This window comes from Natronincola peptidivorans (assembly GCF_900111615.1).
GTDB lineage: Bacteria > Bacillota > Clostridia > Peptostreptococcales > Natronincolaceae > Natronincola_A > Natronincola_A peptidivorans.
Genome location: NZ_FOHU01000029.1, coordinates 1 through 20663, shown reverse-complemented (window position 1 = coordinate 20663; position 20663 = coordinate 1). Strand labels below are relative to the sequence as shown.

Annotated in this window: 17 protein-coding genes and 1 other annotated feature; of the genes, 4 read left to right on the top strand and 13 right to left on the bottom strand. The window is 37.1% G+C overall.

Going from position 1 to position 20663, the window contains the following annotated elements; translation table 11 throughout:
- Positions 1-217 precede the first annotated feature (217 nt).
- The 9 genes from grdA to BMX10_RS16645 all read right to left on the bottom strand — a co-directional run bounded on the left by grdA (position 218) and on the right by BMX10_RS16645 (position 9066).
- Positions 218-691, bottom strand: a complete 474-nt coding sequence (gene grdA, locus BMX10_RS16685; RefSeq protein ID WP_090446770.1) for a glycine/sarcosine/betaine reductase complex selenoprotein A — start codon at positions 689-691, stop codon at positions 218-220.
- 247 nt (positions 692-938) lie between these two features.
- Complete coding sequence (trxA, locus tag BMX10_RS16680) at positions 939-1256, bottom strand: thioredoxin TrxA (protein ID WP_090446768.1); 318 nt, start codon at positions 1254-1256, stop codon at positions 939-941.
- 267 nt (positions 1257-1523) lie between these two features.
- Positions 1524-5102, bottom strand: a complete 3579-nt coding sequence (locus BMX10_RS16675; protein ID WP_090446766.1) for an FAD-dependent oxidoreductase — start codon at positions 5100-5102, stop codon at positions 1524-1526.
- Between the two features lie 20 nt (positions 5103-5122).
- Positions 5123-6877: an NADH-quinone oxidoreductase subunit NuoF gene (gene nuoF / locus BMX10_RS16670; protein ID WP_090446764.1), complete on the bottom strand. Its 1755-nt coding sequence runs from the start codon at positions 6875-6877 to the stop codon at positions 5123-5125.
- A gap of 3 nt (positions 6878-6880) precedes the next feature.
- Positions 6881-7414 (bottom strand): NADH-quinone oxidoreductase subunit NuoE, encoded by a 534-nt coding sequence (gene nuoE / locus BMX10_RS16665; RefSeq protein WP_090446762.1) that lies wholly within the window; start codon positions 7412-7414, stop codon positions 6881-6883.
- 398 nt (positions 7415-7812) lie between these two features.
- The gene (thiS, locus tag BMX10_RS16660) at positions 7813-8010 is read right to left on the bottom strand and encodes a sulfur carrier protein ThiS (RefSeq protein WP_090446760.1); all 198 of its coding nucleotides are present in this window, start codon (positions 8008-8010) and stop codon (positions 7813-7815) included.
- 119 nt (positions 8011-8129) lie between these two features.
- Positions 8130-8330 carry an aldehyde ferredoxin oxidoreductase C-terminal domain-containing protein gene (locus tag BMX10_RS16655; RefSeq protein ID WP_244272764.1) on the bottom strand — a complete coding sequence of 67 codons (201 nt, stop codon included), beginning with the start codon at positions 8328-8330 and terminating at the stop codon, positions 8130-8132.
- A 20-nt stretch (positions 8331-8350) separates the two neighbouring features.
- Positions 8351-8527, bottom strand: coding sequence for an aldehyde ferredoxin oxidoreductase C-terminal domain-containing protein (locus tag BMX10_RS16650; protein WP_244272763.1), 177 nt, complete (start codon positions 8525-8527; stop codon positions 8351-8353).
- Complete coding sequence (locus tag BMX10_RS16645) at positions 8524-9066, bottom strand: aldehyde ferredoxin oxidoreductase N-terminal domain-containing protein (RefSeq protein WP_170834872.1); 543 nt, start codon at positions 9064-9066, stop codon at positions 8524-8526. Before BMX10_RS16645 ends, BMX10_RS16650 begins: the two co-directional genes overlap by 4 nt.
- A gap of 344 nt (positions 9067-9410) precedes the next feature.
- On the opposite strand from BMX10_RS16645, the gene typA reads away from it, so the two are divergent.
- The gene (gene typA / locus BMX10_RS16640) at positions 9411-11228 is read left to right on the top strand and encodes a translational GTPase TypA (protein WP_090446752.1); all 1818 of its coding nucleotides are present in this window, start codon (positions 9411-9413) and stop codon (positions 11226-11228) included.
- A gap of 67 nt (positions 11229-11295) precedes the next feature.
- Here the strand turns inward: typA and BMX10_RS16635 are convergent, their stop codons facing one another.
- Positions 11296-11940 (bottom strand): cyclase family protein, encoded by a 645-nt coding sequence (locus BMX10_RS16635; RefSeq protein ID WP_090446751.1) that lies wholly within the window; start codon positions 11938-11940, stop codon positions 11296-11298.
- A 325-nt stretch (positions 11941-12265) separates the two neighbouring features.
- On the opposite strand from BMX10_RS16635, the gene BMX10_RS16630 reads away from it, so the two are divergent.
- From BMX10_RS16630 to BMX10_RS16620, 3 genes are read left to right on the top strand one after another with little or no spacing between them, the layout of a single operon-like run.
- Complete coding sequence (locus BMX10_RS16630; RefSeq protein ID WP_090446749.1) at positions 12266-12814, top strand: RNA polymerase sigma factor; 549 nt, start codon at positions 12266-12268, stop codon at positions 12812-12814.
- A complete protein-coding gene (locus tag BMX10_RS16625) occupies positions 12811-13149 on the top strand; it encodes a hypothetical protein (protein ID WP_090446747.1) in 339 nt (112 codons plus the stop codon). The genes BMX10_RS16630 and BMX10_RS16625 overlap by 4 nt, the downstream gene beginning before the upstream one ends.
- Before the next feature lie 26 nt (positions 13150-13175).
- Positions 13176-15485, top strand: a complete 2310-nt coding sequence (locus tag BMX10_RS16620; protein WP_090446745.1) for a tetratricopeptide repeat protein — start codon at positions 13176-13178, stop codon at positions 15483-15485.
- A gap of 203 nt (positions 15486-15688) precedes the next feature.
- On the opposite strand, the gene asnA is transcribed toward BMX10_RS16620, so the two are convergent.
- The 3 genes from asnA to BMX10_RS18125 form a co-directional block, all read right to left on the bottom strand.
- Positions 15689-16711 carry an aspartate--ammonia ligase gene (gene asnA, locus BMX10_RS16615; protein WP_090446743.1) on the bottom strand — a complete coding sequence of 341 codons (1023 nt, stop codon included), beginning with the start codon at positions 16709-16711 and terminating at the stop codon, positions 15689-15691.
- 61 nt (positions 16712-16772) lie between these two features.
- Positions 16773-17034, bottom strand: a binding site (T-box leader).
- Between the two features lie 72 nt (positions 17035-17106).
- Positions 17107-18090: a threonine ammonia-lyase gene (locus BMX10_RS16610; RefSeq protein ID WP_090446741.1), complete on the bottom strand. Its 984-nt coding sequence runs from the start codon at positions 18088-18090 to the stop codon at positions 17107-17109.
- A 476-nt stretch (positions 18091-18566) separates the two neighbouring features.
- Positions 18567-20663: DUF6273 domain-containing protein (locus tag BMX10_RS18125; protein ID WP_244272762.1), on the bottom strand; the 2097-nt coding region annotated here is incomplete at its 5' end.

The window sequence follows — 20663 nt, the reverse complement described above, 5'->3', positions numbered from 1 at the left end:
TGTCTGGTGTATGTACCAGTACATAGGATGTTCCTTTTACTACTGCATAGGACATTGGTTGCACCTCCATTGGTTTATATAAAATAAAGTTTTTACAGATAAATTTAATTCTCTGTTTTGAAAACCCAGTATCTATACGTATCTATACGTTAGGCACTGGGTTTTCTTGTGCCTCTAGAATAATGAGGCTTTTCAACAATCGTGTATTTTTTTGAATCTATTTAAATTGACAAAATTGATCTCTAATTGAGGTCATTTCTTCAATGATTTCCTCTACATTTAAAACCATTTCCATCATGCCAACTTGCTCGTCATAGACTTCAGCATTAACTTCGTCTTTAAATTGTGGCTCTACTACATGATATACTCTAAGTCCTAACTGGACTCCTGCTAATGGACCTGCAAAGGTTGGGTCACCAGCTGTTACAGTTTCTGCTGCTAAACCAGCTGATTCTGCTTCTGCTGCTCCTAAAAGTACTACGATGTTTTCTGCACCGTGTTTTTCAGTTAAAGCCTTTACCCTTTGTTGGTTTTCTAAGTCCATTGCTCCTGCAGCGGTTCAGACAAAGCATTCAGTAGAAGAAAACACTACCTCTGCGGCTGTGTCTTTTAAACACTCTTCAATAGCTGGACCTGGTATACCATCACGGTCACCAACAATGATGATTTTTTTACCATCATAAAATCCCATTTTCAACATCCTTTCTTTTGTATATATTCATGCTAAATACTATTTAAGTAGCACTTAGATAATCATTAGCACAATAGCATTTTTCATTAAGTTATATCAGATTCATCAATAATCTAATAAAGTAATATTAAACTGTAGTATGGCTGCTTTTATCTAGAATAATGCAATCATTAGTCAAGTTAAACCCGCTGAAAGATACTATTATTTTCTTTTTATAACAGATGCTTCTGTTACAATTTTAAGATTTTTATATGTACTTTTTGATCATCTCTTCAATGTTTTCCTTTGTGGCATCGTCCTTTGTTACTTCTTCAATTTTTACACCATCTTTATAGATGGCCACTGTAGGAAGCCCCATTACTCTTTCTTTGATAGCAAGTCTTCTTGCTTTTGTTGTATCCAACTTGCAGAATTTTACGTGATTCTTATAATTTTCTTCTAATTCTAGCACAGATGGCATTAAAACTTTGCAAGGCTCACAGCTCTCACTCCAGTAATCTACAAGAACATATCCTTCTGTTTCTAATACCTCTGCTTGAAAAGTATCCTTATCTACAGCCAACATATCGTCACCTCCTTATAACTCCATTCAACTCTATTTAGTGTCTATTGTTGTCCGTCTTCGTTAATATTGTATCATAGCAACATTATTTTGTAAACACGTTTATTTTGTAATCACATTTAATTTTTTATCCTTTTTCTCATTATAGCCTTGAGAAACAATTTTATAGAGACCCCTCTGAACTTTCCTGTCTAATTAATTGAAAACTATACTTTTCTGGACAAAAAACTAAGCCCCTAGTTTATAAGAGGCTTAGTTAATTTTTTATTGTTATAGAATATTTTCTTTTGTTAGCAGTGCTGTAAAGGTATTGCTTAGATTATTTGTGTTCTTTGGCTGTAGGAAGAATTCTCCTTCCCCTACTACCTGAAGCTTAGCTTTTTTGTCTGCAAAGTTAAATCCTTCTGTATACAGTACAGGACTTTGATGAATAGGCCAAATAGCGTTACAGTTTTGCAGTTTACTAATACCAAAATACTCTTTATTGCTCTTTTCTATATCCTTCAAAATTTCTACTGGATTCATATAATCAAGATTGTGACTTAAAGTGTTTGCAAGCTTAATGATAATTTGCCAATTTTCATACTCTACCATTGGCTTAATGGCTTTATTAAGCTTTTGAATTCTTCTTTCAGCACTTGTAAAGGTTCCTTCAGACTCTGCAAAGGTCACGGCAGGTAGAACCACATCAGCTTTTTTTGCTGTCTCTGTTAGGTGGGTATCTTGAACCATTAAAAAGCTCAAATGATTGGTATTGATATGAGGTATATCTTCACCAAAGACCAGTAACCCACTTATATTTCTTTCTTCAATGGCTTTAATCATTTCTGCAGCATTCGTTTTGATTCCCATATCCCTTAGGCCTTGGCTATTGCTATTTGGTTTAAGCTGTATAATTCCACTTCTTGCTTTGCCAACATGCCCAGCAATAACTGCCATATTTGCTAAAAGCTTGGCTGCATCAACAGTAATAGCATTTTGTTCAAATACAATGATGGCTTTTTTAGCATTACCATAGAGGTCTGCAATCTCTTTTGCTTCTTGACTAATTTCAACATTTTCTAGATTTTCTTTTAATAGCTGCAGTCCATCTGCTTTTTCAGCATTTGGATAATTGCCATTTTCAATAAGTGCTTTTACTATCCCCTTTAAGAAGTCAAGATCATTTGAAGGCTTAACCTTCTTTACTGCCCAATCATCCGCCTGAGATTTCCAAGGATTTATCGTTATTAATTTTCCACCATTTTCAGTTGCTTTTTTTACTTTCAAGCCAACAATAGGATGGTTTTTCATAATATCTGAGCCCACCAAGAGAATAGTTTCTGTTGACTGTAATTCATCAAATGTGTTGGTGGAGGCATCATAGCCTAATACAGCTTCTATACCTGATGGAGCATTGTTAAAGCTAAATATATTCTCAGTTTTTAATACTTCTTTTCCAAATTTAGAGATTAAATACATCTCTTCATTTGTATATCTATCTGAAACTGAAAGGGCTAGAGAATTACTGCCATATAACAGGCTTAACCCTTGAGCTTTTTTTGCCGCATATAGCATTGCTTCTTCCCAAGAAACCTCTTGAAGTCTTCCTTCTTTTCTAACTAATGGTTTTGTGATTCTGTCACCTTTTTGTCCCATGTCAAAACCAAATCTTCCCTTTACGCACAATAGTCCGTCATTAACTGGGCTTTCTCTATCTGGGATGGATCTAACTAACATATCCCCTTTTGTATTTAGTTGAATATTGCATCCAACACTACAATAGGAACAAATGGTCTCCGTAACCTTTGTCTCTACAGGTACAGATTTTTTAATCCTTAACCTCTCTTGTAATGCTCCAGTTGGGCAAACACTAATACATTGACCACAGGATACACAATTGGTTTCTTTTAAAGGTGTTCCAAATGCAGGTTCTACCATAGAATCAAAGCCTCTATTGATAACGCCTAAGGCAGAAATTCCCATGATCTCATCACACACTCTAACACAAAGACCACATAATACACATTTATCAGGATTCCTTAGTATAAAAGGATGATCTTCTTTTTCTTCTCTGTGATGAACTTCACCTGCTAGCCTTCCTGGTTCCACATCATGCTGATTTGCATATTGTAGCAGTTTACATTCAAATACATCATGGCATCCACATTCAAGACAGCGCTGCGCATCTCTTTTTGCATCTTCTTCACTATAGCCAGCCACAATTTCTTCAAAATTGGTTTTTCTGATTTCTGGAGCAAGGTGAGGCATAAAAGGTCTATATTCCTTCTCTTGATCTTCAAAATCAGCCTCTGCAAGGCCTTCATTGGTTACATAGTAAGGTTCTTTATAGGGAATAGTTTCTCCCTCAAGATATCTGCAAATGACTTCTGAAGCCTTTTTACCTTCGCCTATTGCTTGTATGGCAATGGCTGGTCCTCCATTGGTAGCATCTCCTCCAGCAAACACTCCTGGTAAGTTTGTTAAAAAGCTATTTTCATCTGCGTGAAGTGTACCTCTTTTGGTCAAAGTTAGAGCTTCAAGGCCTTCTATATCCACTGATTGACCAATAGATGCAATAACAGAATCTACTTCTAAAATTTCTTCTTCTCCCTCAATAGGAACAGGAGATCTTCTTCCTCTTGCATCTGGCTCCCCTAACTCCATTTTTTGGAGCCTAATTTTTGATACTTTACCATCTTCCCCAATAATTTCAGTTGGGCTTACAAGAAACTTGAAGGTAATACCTTCTTCCCCTGCTTCCTCTACCTCTACATCCTCTGCTGGCATTTCCACCTTCGTTCTTCGGTAGAGGGCATATACCTCTTTCGCCCCTAGTCTTATGGCGGTTCTACAGGCATCCATTGCTGTATTTCCTCCACCTACTACTGCAATCCTACTTCCAGTCTTGATTGGTTCATTCATAGCAAATTTTGCTAAAAACTCAATACCACCTATAACCCCTTCCAATTCTTCTCCAGGACAGTTAAGCTTTGTACTGGTCCATGCTCCTATAGAGACATATACTGCATCGAAGGTTTTTCTTACATGCTCCAGTTCAACATCTCTACCTACTTTCATATTTGTTACCATCTTTACGCCCATTTTTTCAATAATGCTTATTTCTTTATTAAGCACTTCTTTAGGCAAACGGTATTGAGGTATACCATAACGAAGCATTCCCCCTAACTGTGGCATAGCTTCAAAAATAACTACCTTATGGCCTTCTTTTGCAAGATAATAAGCAGCAGTAAGTCCACTTGGTCCTCCTCCGATAACAGCTACTCTCTTGTCAGTAGCTGGTTTAATTTCTGGAATAAATTCATCCTCATCACGAAGATCGATATCTGCTACAAAGCTTTTTAGCCATGCTATGGATATAGGCTCATCTACCAATTGTCTTCTACAGGCGTCTTCACAAGGGTGAGGACAAACTCTACCTATACTAGCTGGCAGCGGTAATTGTTCTTTTATTAGCTTTAAAGCTTCTTTATACTGTCCATTTGCTATCAGTCCCACATACCCTTGACAATCTGTTTGTCCAGGACAAGCCAAAATACATGGAGGTCGACAATCTCCCACATGGTCAGATAATAATAGCTCTAGTGCAATTTTTCTGGAGCCTTTTATTTTAGGTGTATTGGTAAGAATCACCATGCCATCCGCTGCTTCAGTAGCACAGGATCTTAATAGCTTTGGTATTCCCTCCACCTCAACAACACAAAGACCACAGGACCCATAGGCTTCAACTCTTTCATCATGGCACATGGTTGGTATGTCAATACCATTTTCTCTAGCAATCTCTAATACTGTTTGCCCTTTATGTCCAATTACTTCTTTTCCATTTATATTAAGCCTGATCTTTATCATATATATTCCCTCCTATCCTACTACTGCACTTCTACTGCATTAAATTTGCAGACTTCTTTACATTTGCCGCATTTTATACATAAATCCTGCTGAATGTCGTGTACCTGTTTTCTTTCACCAGAAATAGCATTGGTGGGACATTTTTTTGCACACAGCGTACATCCAATACAGTTTTCACTGTTAATACTATAGGTCAGAAGGTTAGAACACTGCTTCGCTGGACATTTTTTATCATAAATATGTTTTTCATACTCATCTCTAAAATATCGAATCGTACTCAAAACAGGGTTGGGAGCAGTTTGACCTAAACCACATAATGATCCTTCTTTGATTTTAGTCCCCAGTTCCTCTAGTAATTCAATATCCCCGTCTTTACCTTCTCCTTCTGTAATTCGGGTCAATATCTCCAACATTCGATTTGTTCCGATTCTGCAATGAATACATTTCCCACAGGATTCTTTCCTGGTGAAATCCAGAAAAAACCTAGCCATATCAACCATACAGGTGGTTTCATCCATGACTACCATTCCTCCGGACCCCATAATAGCACCGGTTTTTGTAATTGATTCATAATCTACTGAAGTTTCTATAAGATGATGAGGAATACATCCTCCAGAAGGACCTCCCATTTGTACGGCTTTGAAGGATTTATCATTCATGATGCCTCCACCTATTTCATAAATAATTTCCTTCAATGGGATTCCCATAGGTACTTCCACCAGACCACCTTTTTTAATCTTTCCCGTCAAAGCAAATACCTTTGTTCCTTTACTTTTCTCAGTTCCCATAGCTGCAAAGGCAACACCACCATTTTGCAATATCCAAGGAACATTAGCTAAGGTTTCTACATTGTTAATATTACTAGGCAGTTGCCAGTAGCCCTTTTGTGCTGGAAAAGGAGGCTTTAATCTAGGCATACCTCTTTCTCCTTCTAAGGAAGCGATTAATGCTGTCTCTTCACCGCATACAAAGGCACCAGCTCCAGCCTTAATACGCATCTCAAAATCAAATCTATTTTCATTAAATAAGTTCTTTCCTAAATAGCCTTTTTTTCTTGCTTCTTCAATGGCTATCTTTAGTCGTACAATGGCAAGAGGATACTCAGCTCTTACATAGATGATCCCTTCTGTAGCCCCCATTGCATATCCACCGATCAGCATTCCCTCGATAATACTGTGGGGATCTCCCTCTAAAATACTTCTATCCATAAAGGCACCTGGATCTCCTTCATCAGCATTACAAATAATATATTTTTGGTTACCAACTGATTGTTTAGCGGCATTCCATTTAAACCAAGTAGGGAATCCTGCTCCACCTCTACCCCTCAGCCCTGATATTTTTATTTCTTCAATGATCTCATCAGGGGTTTTGCTTTTAATAGCTTTTTCGATTGCTTCATAACCGCCTCTAGCTATATATTCATCAATGCTTTCAGGATTAATCATGCCACAGTTTCTTAGAGCCACTCTTTCCTGCTTCTCTAAAATGTTTGCATCCTCTTGACTGATACTAAATTTTTCATGTTGTTCTTTTTTGATAAGACTGGTTTCTATAATTTCATCCACTATATCTGGGTTTACTTGTACATAGGTTTCTTTTTTGCCTTCATTATCAATGATTTCTATGATAGGCTCCAGATAACACATACCAATACATCCGGTTGAAGCCAGTTCAGCCTCTACATTCTTGCTTTGCAGTGCTTTTTCTATAGCAGCATATACCTTGTTTGCACCAGCGGCAATCCCGCAGCTTCCTTGTCCTACAACAATTTTCATCCTTTATGCCCCCTTCTTCACTTTCTCTTCCTCAATTATATCCCTTACTATTTTTCTTGCTTCATCAGGAGTAAGCTTTCCATAGGTTTCATCATTGATCATCATTACAGGAGATAGACTGCAACATCCTAGACATGCCACATTGCTTAATGTAAACAAATTATCTTCTGTTGTTTCTCCTTCTTTTATGCTTAATTCATCACAAAGAGCTTCTTCTATTAGCTTTGATCCATTTACATGACAGGCAGTACCTTGGCATAGCATAATTAGGTTTTTACCTATTGGCTTTAATCGAAACTGAGTATAAAATGTTGCTACTCCATGTATCTTTGTAGGATTTATGCCTGTTTCTTCAGCAATATAATATAATGCTTCTAAAGGTAAATAATTATAGATTTCTTGTACCTCTTGAAGAATACTAATAAGACTACCTTCCTTGCCAGCATATTTTTTTAATACAGGTTTTAGTTGGGCTAAATCAATACACATATCTTCTTTTTCAAATAGTACTTCCTTCTTGCCTCCACAGCAACTCATAGCTTCCACTCCTTTAATAAATAATTTGATATTTTCATATCTATAATAGGTTTTTTTGATAAGAATAAATAACAGCTTTTTTGTTAAATATTTAACATTATTTTTTTCTTTATAATATCCATAATCTTTATTTGGTTTTAAATAATCTTTTATATTATATCATTATTAATAAATTTTTCAACGATTTTTTATATTGTTTGTGAATATTTTGAATTTTTAATGGGAATAATATGTAATTTTCTATTGATATTTTCAATTTATAAAATATTCAGTACTAATTAATGTGTTGATATATTGAACGCGTTTATTATTGTTAATTATTTAACTATTGCTCATGCTTCCTTTCTATTTATGAAAAGCTCATACCCCATGTCTCAACACGGATATGAGCCTTCTATTTAACCTCCACCTATAGGTCTAAAAATCTTCACTCTGTCTTTCTCCTTTAAACGATAGGCAGAATAATTTTTTCGCAGTAGTTGTATATCATTTACCCAGACTGCAACTGATGTATCTAAGCCCATCTCCTTTAAAAGATCTTCTAACCCATACTCTTCTGGTACGTATCGTTCTTTGTTATTTACTGTGATTTTCATATTTAACCTTCTCCTTCTACTAATATCTTATCTTTATCTAATAGCCATCCTAAGGTAAGGCTTCTCAATGTACTCTCTGTTGGATTCCCTGTTTTTTGGTCCCATCCAACATATTGATATTATAGCTCCTTGGCTTTCAGGAATTCTTCCTTATCCATCACATGTCCTTTGGCAGGACCATCTGGCATAGGTTCAAATATTCTGTCAGGTAAAAAGTCATCTTCTTTTGTAAATCCTTTTCTGGCATTAAAATACCGCATCATATTAATTCTTAGTTCACCCACCCGCAATAATTTGTATAAGGATGTTTCCCATCCGATTCCATACTTACATAAATCTACTAAATCATCTGGACCATATACATTAATCCTACCGCTGGTTTATATTGTGGCATATGGGCTGGTAATTCTTGTCCTTTCACGGATATACTTAAAGGTATTGCTTCTTCTCCAATTTCTTTAGCTGCCCTAGCGCTACATTCAGCCAATAGACTGCCAAACCCTTCCCTCTTGGCTATTTTTCCAATACAGGTTGGAAATATATGGTGATTTCCGCTGGATTTTCTTCAAAGCGTTGCTTGATATTCTGGGTGAGGGACTTAAATCCTTCGGAATCATAGGGCTTTATGGGCTTGGTTTTCTTAACTACTACAGCCTTAAGGTTTTTAGAGCCCATAACTGCTCCTGTTCCGTTTCTACCATTAGCATGGTTGGACATATTCATAATACAAGCATACCTTACTAGATTTTCTCCTGCAAGCCATATCTGAGCTATCTCTAGCTTTTCTTCTTCCAACTCCTCTTTGATACATTTTTCTGTTTCTCCTGTTACCTTGCCCCATAGCCTTTTAGCATCTCTAATTTCTATTTTTTCACCATCTACGTACAGGTATACTGGAGTAGAAGCTTTACCTCTAAATACTACTGCATCATAACCATTCCCTTTTAAATGGGCTGGAAAAAATCCCCCTGCTTCACTAGAGCCTATACCGTTGGTTAAAGGTCTTTTTGTCGTTACATTCACCCTGCTTTTGCCGCTAATAAGCAATCCTGTCAATATAGATGCCTTCCTTTAAATTGTACGATTGAAAAGATTTAAATATTACTATTCAATAAAATTTTAATGAATCCTTCAATTTATTTACATGTTTTTCCTTGATGATGAAGGCTTCACTTTTTAAAATCCTTCCATAGTTTGTCAATGATTTATTCTAATATATAATGATGATTCATCATAGAATAAAAATATATTTTTGAAAAGAAACCTGTAATGATTGTGAAAAATCGAAGGTTATGATAAAATTGCTTTTGTAGTTTTATACAGATTGATGTATAACAATTATAAGTCCTGTATAAGGAATTAAATAATAAATATATGAGGAAAGAAGTTGAGAGAACCAGATGCAAAGAAAAGATATTAGAAATATTGCAATTATCGCCCATGTAGACCATGGAAAGACAACCCTAGTAGATCAGATGCTAAAGCAAAGCGGCACCTTCCGCACCAATGAAATTGTTGAAGAAAGAGTAATGGATTCCAATTCATTAGAAAAGGAAAGAGGCATTACTATTTTATCGAAAAATACAGCAGTTTCTTACAAAGACGTAAAAATTAACATTTTTGATACACCGGGACATGCTGACTTTGGTGGCGAAGTAGAACGTATTATGCAGATGGTAGATGGTGTCTTGCTTTTAGTAGATGCCTTTGAAGGTCCTATGCCCCAAACTCGTTTTGTTCTTCAAAAAGCATTAGATAGTGGACTAACACCTTTTGTGGTTATTAATAAAATCGACAGACCTGCTGCTAGAGCTGCAGAGGTTATTGATGAAGTATTAGATCTTTTTATTGATTTGGATGCTACTGATGAACAGCTAGAGTTCCCTGTCATTTATGCTTCTGCTGTAGGTGGTTATGCTATGCTGTCTGAGGAAGATGAAAGAACAGATTTAGCGCCATTATTTGAAGGGATCTTGGACCATATTCCGTCTCCTCAGGGGGACGATGAAGATGGCTTGCAGCTGCTGATATCCACTATTGATTATGACAAATATATTGGTAGAATTGGTATTGGAAAAATTATGCGGGGTAAGGTTGCAAAGGGAGAAACTGTTGTTCATGCAAGAACCACTGGAGACTTTGTCAATGTTAAGATTGTGAACCTTTACAACTTTCAAGGATTAAAACGGGTAGAAATAGATACTGCAACAGTAGGAGATATTGTTGCTATCTCAGGAATTAGTGAAATAAGTATTGGCGATACCATATGCTCCATAGATAAAGTAGATCCGTTACCTTTTGTAAAGATTGATGATCCTACTATTTCTATGAACTTTATGGTAAATGATAGTCCTTTTGCTGGTCGCGAAGGTACCTTTGTCACCAGTAGACATTTGAAGGATCGTTTAGAAAAGGAGATGCTATCCAACGTAGCTATGGGTTTAGAGGAATTATCTGCTGACTCCTTTAAGGTGCTGGGTAGAGGAGAGCTGCATCTTTCAATCCTTATTGAAACCATGCGTCGTGAAGGCTACGAATTTGCTGTTTCTAGACCTCAAGTTATTATGAAGAAAACTGAAGAAGGCTTAATGGAGCCTATGGAAAAGCTTTTTGTGGAAGCTCCAGAGGAAAATGCCAGTGCTGTTATTGAAAAGATAGGTCAAAGAAAAGGTGAAATGTTAAATATGCTTCCTACAGGAACAGGCATGATGAAGTTAGAATTTAGAGTTCCTGCTAGAGGATTAATTGGTTATCGCTCAGAATTCTTAACAGATACAAAGGGATATGGTATTTTTCATCACCTATTTGATGGCTATGATCATTATAAAGGTGAAATCCGTGCTAGAACTAGAGGGTCCCTTATTGCTTTTGAGGGTGGTACTTCAGTAGCCTATGGTATCTATAATGCTCAGGAACGGGGACGCATCTTTATTCATCCAGGAACTGAGGTTTATGAAGGAATGGTTGTAGGAGAAAGCTCTCGACTGGAGGATATTGCTGTTAATGTCTGTAAGCGAAAACAATTAACCAATATACGATCCTCTGGAGCAGATGATGCCCTTAAGCTTGTTCCTCCTGTTGTTTTCTCCCTCGAACAATCACTGGAGTTTATTGCTGATGATGAACTGGTGGAAATAACACCTAAAAACATCCGTCTACGTAAAAGAATATTAGATAAAGTCACTCGAGAAAGAGCTCAACGTAAAACTCAAGGTTAATAAAATGAATTTCAAAAGGGTATAGCAGACGGTGCTATACCCTTTTGAAACATTTATGCAGATTTAATTAATTTACGTTCTCCATAGCAATAGCCCGAACTGGCGATCCATCAGCATTCTCATAATTTAAAGGGAAACATGAAAAAATAAAGATTTCCTCCTTGATTAAGTCTAAATTCGTAAGATTTTCTATAACAATCATATTATTTTCAAATAATTTGTAATGGTTTGGAAAAGTAGTGGTTTTCATATCATCAATAGATATCGTATCTATACCGATTCCCTTGAGATTAAAACCAGTCAACCATGCTGCTGCCTCCACTGTAAGAGAAGGAAATCCATCAAAGTATTTCTCCTCACCCCAGTACTTACTCCATCCTGTTTTTAATATCAAATAATCTAAATCCTTAATCTTATCTTCATACTTTAACAGGTCTTCTTTAGATATCTCTTTCTTCTCCATAGTACTAACATCAAGAACAGTTGCCTTGCCAATAAAATGACTGATCTCTAGTTGATTTAGCAGTTTTCCTCCTAATAACATATGACCAGGTGCATCTATATGGGTACCAGTATGTGAGTATAGGGATAACTTTGTTTCTATGAAACCATCCTTCTCTAGGGTATTTGCTGGATAAAAAATGGGTTTCTCCGTTCCTGGAAATACTGGCATATCTGCATGCATCATTTGTGTTAAGTCTATTATTTTCATATTTTCACCTTATATAATGTAATTATTAGAAATTCATTATCCTTTCTCCTATAATTTAGTGTTATTTTTACACTCTTATACTAACATGAAAACCCCTAGGATGTAACTACTATTTACAATGCTTCATTATATTATCAATTTCCACAAATTTTGTTATTTGCTTCTAAGCTTCTGTTTATGACACTTCTAGTCTTCCAGCTATTTTAGACAATACTTCAGAAATCTAGTAAACTAAAGCTAACAAAAAACTTCAAGATATATGCAGATATTTTGCAACTATATAGTCAGTTATGTGTCTAATAAGTAGAAGGGAGGATGTAATGCGTTGAATCAACAGGAAGAACTCATGACCCAACAGCTTAAGGATAAAAATTCCCTATCCTATCAGAAAATAATTGATGCTTGCGGTGATAAGCTATTACGTCTCGCCTTCATCATGATTGGAGATCAACAAATAGCTGAGGATATAGTACAGGAGACTTTTATCGCCTTATATAAAAACATTCAAAGCTTTCGTGGTGAAAGTACCATTGATACTTGGCTTATGAGAGTAACGATTAACAAAGCAAAAAATATATTAAGAAGAAAGAAAATAAAAAATATTGTCTATAAAGAAGGAATAGAGATTCAGGATACCGCTCCTCTGCCTGAGGAATACTTGACCTCTAAAGAAAAGGAAATACGCGTCAGAAATCTGTTATTTTCTCTTCCTTTAAAATATAGAGATGTTTTATATTTGTATTACTATGAAGAAAGAAAAATTAAAGAAATTGCCGATATTTTAGATCTCACTGAATCCGGTGTCAAATCAAGGTTGAAAAGAGGCCGAGAGCATATGAAGGAATTATTAGTAGAAGGAGGTGTTTCTCAGTGAAGAAAAAAAATAGCTTTGAGAATGAACAGCTGGATACAAGGATTAAGGGTTTCTTTAGTGAAGCGGCTGGAGATGTAAAAATAGAGGCTGATTTCAAGAAAAAGCTTTTAAAGATACCAGAGGAACAAAAGCCTTTATCTCCTTTTTCTCGTTTCCTTGAAAAAGAAATATGTATCCCTGTGTTTTCTTTACCAGCTTTTGCAGCTATACTGCTGCTTTTAGTAGGCATATCTGCTAACAATCTCCTTCTGCCAGGAGATTTACCTCAACCTAAATATGAAATTATTGAAATCAGTCATGATGAATTAAATATGCATCTAAGCAACAGATACTAATCTTTATTTTTTACTGGAGGTATTCTATGAAAAAGACAATCAGAATTCAAATAAAGGATTTATTCAAGGGAATAGGTGTTTTTCTTGCTATTCTTCTACTGGTCTACACTTTTTTACCCTCTGCCATGTTGGCTATCGGTAATCGATATCAACGACAGGGTGATTCTTTAACCGCCAAAGTCTATTATGATCGTTTGGATAGATTTTTTCCCAATCGAGCTGAAACAGCCCAGGCCCTAGAAAGTGCAGCTAGGATTGCAGGGAATCATAATTTATTAATGATTTCTTCAACCGGCGTGGGGGGAGGCTCTCATATTGGAGGCTATCTATCTAAGGAAGCAGAGGCCTATTATCAAAAGCTGGTAGATAGGTTTCCAGATACATGGCAGGGTAAAAGAGCTAAGATTGAGTTAACTACCCAAGAGATTAAGCATTTGATTAGTAAGGATAAAATTGAAGAAGCCTTTTCTTTAATGAAGCATCACTATGAAACCATTAATGCAAACACTTCTACAAGCTATTGGGATCCAGCAGTAGCGATAGAGGCAGTAACCGCCTTAAAAATTAAAGGACAGCATATGCGAGGCTTGGATTTTCTGCAGTATATGATGGAGCATGAGGAAACCCTAGTAGATACACGTATCTACGAAATAGCAGCAAATCTTCATGGCTTTCTTGGAAATAAACATGAGGCAGAAAAATATTATTTACGCCTTATAGAGCAATATGAAGAAAACATTGAGATGGAACGTCAATTTGATGACCAAGAACATATGGAGGGTATTGTAAGCTATTATGCAATGCAGAAGGAAGAAATCCAAAGGAAACTTGCCTCCCTCAAGGATGCGCCTTCCAGCTATGGAGCTATAGAGGGTACTATTACCCTGATAAATCAACCCTTGGCAGCTGTCCCAGTATTTCTTCAGCCTCAAAACGATCCTATGGGAGGCACCTTTGGGGGTGCAACCTTCGATTCTATATGGGGATTAAGCAATGAGGCGGGTGAGTTCCAATTTAATTATGTAGCACCCGGCAGATATAGCTTGGGCTTTGTTGTAGACCTAGATGTAGTAGGAGATGTGGTGCTAAAGGGAGGCTATTTTCCTCAATCTACCATCTATGTTGATGAAGATGAAAGCTATCATTGGGATTTTCAACTGGTGGATACTATCAATGTATTGTCCCCTACTAATGATGAAAAAATAACTGAAAATAGTGTACACTTTCAATGGGAGCCCTTTCAAGAGGCTGCTTATTATACCTTAACCTTAGGAGCCTATGATGGTTCAGCCACTTATTCCATTAATTATTCCGAAAGAAGGTTTTATACCAATGAGGCTGTTCTTTCTATTGATGAGTTTGCTTCTATTTCTTCAGGTATACACTTTGATGATGAGGGTCCAACACCAGACTCCCTCTTTGGTTTTGGTCATCCTAAAGGAAAATATTTTTGGGGGGTTTCTGCCCATGATGAGGAAGGCAATATACTTACCTCTTCACTAGGCTATTTGAAAAGGCAAAATACCGATTTTCGGTTTGAAGATAGGGATATCCGGGCTGGTGATGAATATCTACTTAAAAGACAGTTTTCTGAGGCTATCGCCTCCTATGAAGCAGATTTAAAGGAAAACTCCAATGATCTCTATGCCTTAAATATGCTGGGTAAGCTATATGGTTTTTCCTATGGTAATCTTGAGAACTATCCCTACAGTGATATTGATAAGGCTATAGTCTATTATGAAAGATTATATGACCTTACCATGAGTCCTAGACATATAGAAAATATGGTTCGATTGCTATACCATGAGAAACAAAATTATCCTCATGTATTACAGCTTTTGGAAACACTTGAGGATAACACCCAATTACAACCGTGGATGCAAAGATATAGAGTAATGATTTGCAGTCATCAAGGGAATTATGAAAAGGCTCTAGAGGAGCTATTAGCTATAGACAGTAAATTTCATAGCTTAGAGGCCTCCTTGAGGATTATCACCAATAACTTTACAGAGCTACAATTACATGACAGGGATGTACTAGAAGAAAAATGGATTGAAGCTTTGCATCAATACGAAGAAATCTACGTATCAATGAATCGAGATTTAAAGGAAAAGATTAGTGAAACTACTCCACTAGAAGCTCTAAAGCTACTAGAAAATAGAGATTTAACCCCTCATGAGGCATTGCTGCAATTGACTTTAAAGATTGTTGAGCCCACTATATCCATACGGGAGTTTGAGGCATTAATGGAGTATAGAAATAATTACAGAGCTATTGATCCTGTTGCTAGTGAAATATTGGAGGGCATCCTTGCCATTCCGATAGGATATTATTAAACCCAAAAGCCCTCTATTGAGGGCTTAGACTGTTGAAAAAACTCCATCTTCTTCGTTGCTTCAAAAACCCAGCACCTTTACGTATTACGTATACGCTGCAGTCGCTGGGCTTTCTTGCGCCTTGAATCTGAAGATTTTTGAACAGTCTGGAGTTTGTTGACTTTTTCAAACAAACTCAAGCCCTCTATCGAGGGCTTTTGGCATTATAACAAATATATTTCTGCTTTTTCACAAGCAGTTATCATCTCATCAGGCCATACAGCTGCCTGTACCTCCCCTATGTGGGCCTTTTTTAAGAAAAACATGCATATTCTCGATTGTCCAATTCCACCGCCGACGGTATATGGGAGCTTTTTGTTTAAAATCATTTGGTGATAATCTAACTCTTTACGGTCTTCACAGTTTGCCAGCTTCAGCTGTTTTTCCAAAGCATCCTCGTCTACTCGGATACCCATGGAGGATAGCTCTAAAGCCATATCTAACACTGGATACCAAAACAATATATCTCCATTTAAATGCCAATCATCATAATCTGGTGCTCTTCCATCATGTCTATTGCCAGACTTTAAGGTGTCACCGATTTCCATTAAAAACACGGCGCCTCTTTCTTTGGTGATGGCATCCTCTCTTTCCTTTCCAGTAAGCTCTGGATACATATCCTCTAACTCTTGTGCTGTGATAAAGCTGATTTTTTCTGGAAGGAACGGTCGAAGATGTGGATAAATTTCCGATAAGTGTTTTTCTGTAGCTTTAAAAACCCCATAAATCCCCTCTACAACTTCCTTTAATGTAGCTGTATTTCTCTCTTCCTTCAGGATAATTTTCTCCCAATCCCATTGATCCACATAAACGGAATGGGTATTGTCTAAATCTTCATCCCTTCGTATAGCATCCATATCTGTATAGAGTCCTTCTCCTGGGGAAAAACCATACTTGTGGAGGGCCATCCTTTTCCATTTTGCTAAGGAATGGACGATTTCTACTTCCTTACCTTCTATACCTTTTACATCGAAAGCAACAGGTCTTTCTACACCATTAAGGTTATCATTTAATCCCGTTTCTGGTCGCACAAATAACGGGGCCGATACTCTCGTTAGGTTTAACGCTTCCGCCAGCCTTCTTTCAAAAAAGTCCTTTATTTCCTTAATAGCAACTGCTGTCTCTCGGATTTTTAAGCTGGACTTATATCCTTCTGGGATAATTAATAATTCCTTTGTGTTTTGCATCCTTCTACCTCCTAATGATTATATTATTAGTTTTTCAAAATAAAAAAATCCCTCATCCTATGTAAAGGACGAAGGACATTATAAGTCTCCGCGGTACCACCTTGGTTAGCTATGTAAAGATAGCTCTCTCGATAACAATACGGAGATTCACCTCGATACTGTCCCTATGGTTAACGGTCAGGTGCCGCCTAAGCCTACTATACTGCTGTAGTTCGGTTAGGGACTCAGAGATGTTCTTCAATATAGGCTTCCTGTTGATCTTCCACCATCATCAACTCGCTATCATTACTTCCTATATCTACTCTTCTCTTCATTGTCTTTTATTATGCTATGCAATTTGTAATTGTTATTCATTATAATTTACTAGCTGGGATATGTCAAGATTGTTTTTTTATTTATCCATGGGCTGTTGCAATTCTTTCCCTACATTCTGTTAAAATATCATAAAATAACCTATCCTGAATATTCCCCCCTGAGATAATGATAGCAATATTGTTCCCAGGAATTAATTGTGGCTCTACCATATAGGCTGCATATCCAATAGCAGCAGAAGGCTCCGCCAACACCTTTTCTTTATAGGCCAGCTGTTTTACCGCCTCTCTGATGCACTCTTCCTCTACTAAAAATATATCGTCGATACAATCAAGAGCCATTTCATAAGGTATTGGCCCTATCCCTCCTACCAAAGCTTCACATATAGATGCCTCCGAAGGGAATTCTGCATAGCACTTTTTATCCTGTAAAGAATGTACCATAGCAGGACATGCCGCTGTCTGTAGTCCTATTACTCTGATAGAAGGATTGATGGCTTTCACCGCTGTAGCAATCCCCGTAATCAGCCCCCCACCACCAATCGGTACAAGAATTGTATCGATTTCCGGATTTTCCTCCAGTATCTCTATGCCAATGGTTCCTTGCCCTGCTATCACTTCCACATCAGAACAAGAATCAACAAAGGTCATGCCATGCTTTTTTCCATATTCCATTGCAATCTTAAAGGTTTCGTCATAATTTTTCCCCGCCGTGAAAAGATCTGCCCCATAGTATTTTATTTTCTGGATTTTTGCTTCAGGAGTTGTAACAGGCACAAAAACTGTGGCTTTTATATCCTTTAAAAGATTAGCTGCATAGCTTACTCCTCCCCCATGATTCCCAGAGGAAACCGTCAACACACCAAGCTTTTTTTCTTCCTCCGTCAGATTACTTAATTTACTAAGAGCTCCCCTAATCTTAAAACTTTTCAGCTTTTGCTGACACTCTAGCTTTAAAAACACCTTAGTTTTCTCCGTACTTAGATCCATAGAATACTCTAATGGCGTCCTCCAAATATGTTCTTCAATCCGCTCTCTGGCCTTCATAATATCCTCATAGGTAACCATAGGATCAGCCCCCCCCCAGCTTTGCTTTTCTTTTATTATACAAAATATTACATAAGTTTTAAATAGTTTACAAATAATAACAAAAACTAAAGGTTAAAAAAGAAAAACCCCCGGCTCCTTAAGGAGTGGATTCTTCCTAAGTGACTAGGGGATTATATCGCCTTCACTGGAGTGTCTTCACTAATAGTTTTTTCTATATCTGATCCAGTTAGAGTACTTGTATTAACTGAAATATTATCTGTTATTAGGCTACCTTGAGAATATAATTCCTTAATATCTGATAAATCAATGATTATACTTTCTCCTACTGCTAAGTCTTCATTGGTAATTGTAACATGTATTTGAGTTGTACAAGATGCTAATGGATAAATATGTCCCGTTTCATCTCCAGGTAGTAAAAAATAACTTGAGCTTTTTACATTTACAACTAGTTCTCCATTTGTTATAGAAAGAGAACCTGTTGGTGAAGGTGCAGGCTACCATACTACGATCTCTCCGCCATTGTTTACCTTTGCATTGCCATTAATATTTATTACTGGATATACTCCAAAGCCTTCATGCATAGCAGGTGCTGGAGCATCATCAACAGAACCATTGAATACTCTTATAACTCCGTCTCCGGTTATTGTTCCTGGTGATCTTGTCCAATATGAAATATATTCTCCACTTCTAGTATTTGGATATGAGAAGTGAGCTCTCCTTGAAGTATTGTCTGTAAAATAGCCCCAATTGCTACCTACAACACGTGTATATGTATATAATGTTGCTCCTAACTCAGTTGTTGAAGGCATAAATACCTTATCAGTAGTGTGGGAAATAATATCTGAATCGTAAGTTTTATTAGGTACTAATGTGGATAGGATATTATCTTTGAAGCTATTACTAAAATGATTATAGAATGTTGTATTTAACCAGTTTCTTAATTCACTATCTTCCCAATCACTACTAACTGGTGGCACTCCATCATATTTGTATCTTCCAATCATTTCATTAGAAAGAAGTGTTACTGAATCATTATTTGGCGTAGTACTATAATGTCCTTCTGCAACAACTATCCATTCCACTGGCTCATTTTCACCTGTTCCACTATAGTTTAATCCTGTTCTATGCTGCCAATATGACTGACTATCATAGACAATAGTTCCTGTTGGCAGATCTTTAATAGCTGTTAGTTTATTATTATTAACATGATAATTTGTGACTGAAGCTAGGCTTCCTCCATCAGTTGAGGTTATATAACCAGGTGAATAATATAGCTGTAATGAAGCCCCATGGGCTATTGGTGCATCATCAATAGCTAGTATCATTTCACTGTTGTGATGTGGAACTAGACTGATAGATGAAAAATACCTTGTAGCTGCATTTTCTGTAAAATAAAAATTTCCTTCTGCATTTATAGGGTCATTCATAGCTTTATTAAAGCTCATAAAAATTTCTGTTCCATCTTCATTTGTATTAGCTGATTGGATCGTTGGAGCAGATGGAGTTGATGGGAATATTGCCGTCACTACTCCAGTATCCTCAATATTAGTTGTTGTCGCTCCGGCTACTGTAAAGAAGTTCTCAGCTACTCCCGTTAGTGTCCATCCGGCTTTTGCTGTCAACAGGATATTGGCTGTGTAAACTGTTCCTGCTTGGAACGGATTATGTGCTGGATCCCATGTTACTGTTCCTGTATACTGATGGGTTTCTATTATTTCCGTAACTGGCATTCTGCCTGTTGCTGGTGCTGTTACGCCTGGAATTGCTGCAATGGAAATCATACCTTCAGCAATTTGCTTCTCCTTTGCTCCACTTGTAATCTGCCCAGTGTAATTACCAGTCGCTGTAAATGTTACTCTGATATACTTCCCTGCATCTCCTGCAACAATCGTGTACGTGTTAGAATTTGTTCCAATGTTGGTCCATCCATCAGTACCATTGTCACTTCGCTGCCACTGGTAGCTACCTGTCGCATTAGACGGATTCGGCGCCGCTGTCAATGTTGCTCCAAGCACAGCATTACCTGTAACGTTAATAGCACTTACAGCTACTATGGAGCTGCCACCTCCACCACCGCCTCCACCTCCACCTCCACTAGATGGAGTTGTTATTCTCTCTGGTGTTTTTTCAAAAATAGTATTCCTTACCTCTTTCCCTGATGTCTCTATTATGGTTCCTTCACCTTCTACTCCTATCCTTGCATCTGCCACTAGCTTGGTGATGATAGTATCATTTCCCAGGCTTACTAGGGTTCCACTTACACCTTCTTTTACTACAACTTCCTCTATATTGGTTTCTCCTTGAGTTACTATATTTACATCGTCTGCTTCAATTGTTATACTATCAAAGCTTCCTTCTAGTATGATTGCTTCTCCAGCGGCTGCTTCTGAGATAATGATTTCTAACCCTGCTGCATTGGTGGCTACGATACGTATATTCCCGCTGGATGTTTTTTGCACTGTGATTTTGTTGTACTGACCGCCATTGATATAGATACTGTCTTTTCCTCCGCCTCGTATAAAGGTTTCCCCTTTTACGGTCACATTGTTTAGATAAACCTCTCCATCTCCAACTTCTTCAGCAATGGTCAG

Bases quoted from the DNA above. Each gene is read 5' to 3' on its own strand.
- nuoF (WP_090446764.1), bottom strand. From the start codon at position 6,877: ATGAAAATTGTTGTAGGACAAGGAAGCTGCGGGATTGCCGCTGGTGCA.
- BMX10_RS16610 (WP_090446741.1), bottom strand. From the start codon at position 18,090: ATGGTTACCTATGAGGATATTATGAAGGCCAGAGAGCGGATTGAAGAA.
- thiS (WP_090446760.1), bottom strand. From the start codon at position 8,010: ATGAAAATCACAGTAAATAACAAAGAACGATACGTACCAGAAGAGTAT.
- trxA (WP_090446768.1), bottom strand. From the start codon at position 1,256: ATGTTGGCTGTAGATAAGGATACTTTTCAAGCAGAGGTATTAGAAACA.
- BMX10_RS16620 (WP_090446745.1), top strand. From the start codon at position 13,176: ATGAAAAAGACAATCAGAATTCAAATAAAGGATTTATTCAAGGGAATA.
- typA (WP_090446752.1), top strand. From the start codon at position 9,411: ATGCAAAGAAAAGATATTAGAAATATTGCAATTATCGCCCATGTAGAC.
- nuoE (WP_090446762.1), bottom strand. From the start codon at position 7,414: ATGAGTTGCTGTGGAGGCAAGAAGGAAGTACTATTTGAAAAAGAAGAT.
- BMX10_RS16675 (WP_090446766.1), bottom strand. From the start codon at position 5,102: ATGATAAAGATCAGGCTTAATATAAATGGAAAAGAAGTAATTGGACAT.
- asnA (WP_090446743.1), bottom strand. From the start codon at position 16,711: ATGCAAAACACAAAGGAATTATTAATTATCCCAGAAGGATATAAGTCC.
- BMX10_RS16635 (WP_090446751.1), bottom strand. From the start codon at position 11,940: ATGAAAATAATAGACTTAACACAAATGATGCATGCAGATATGCCAGTA.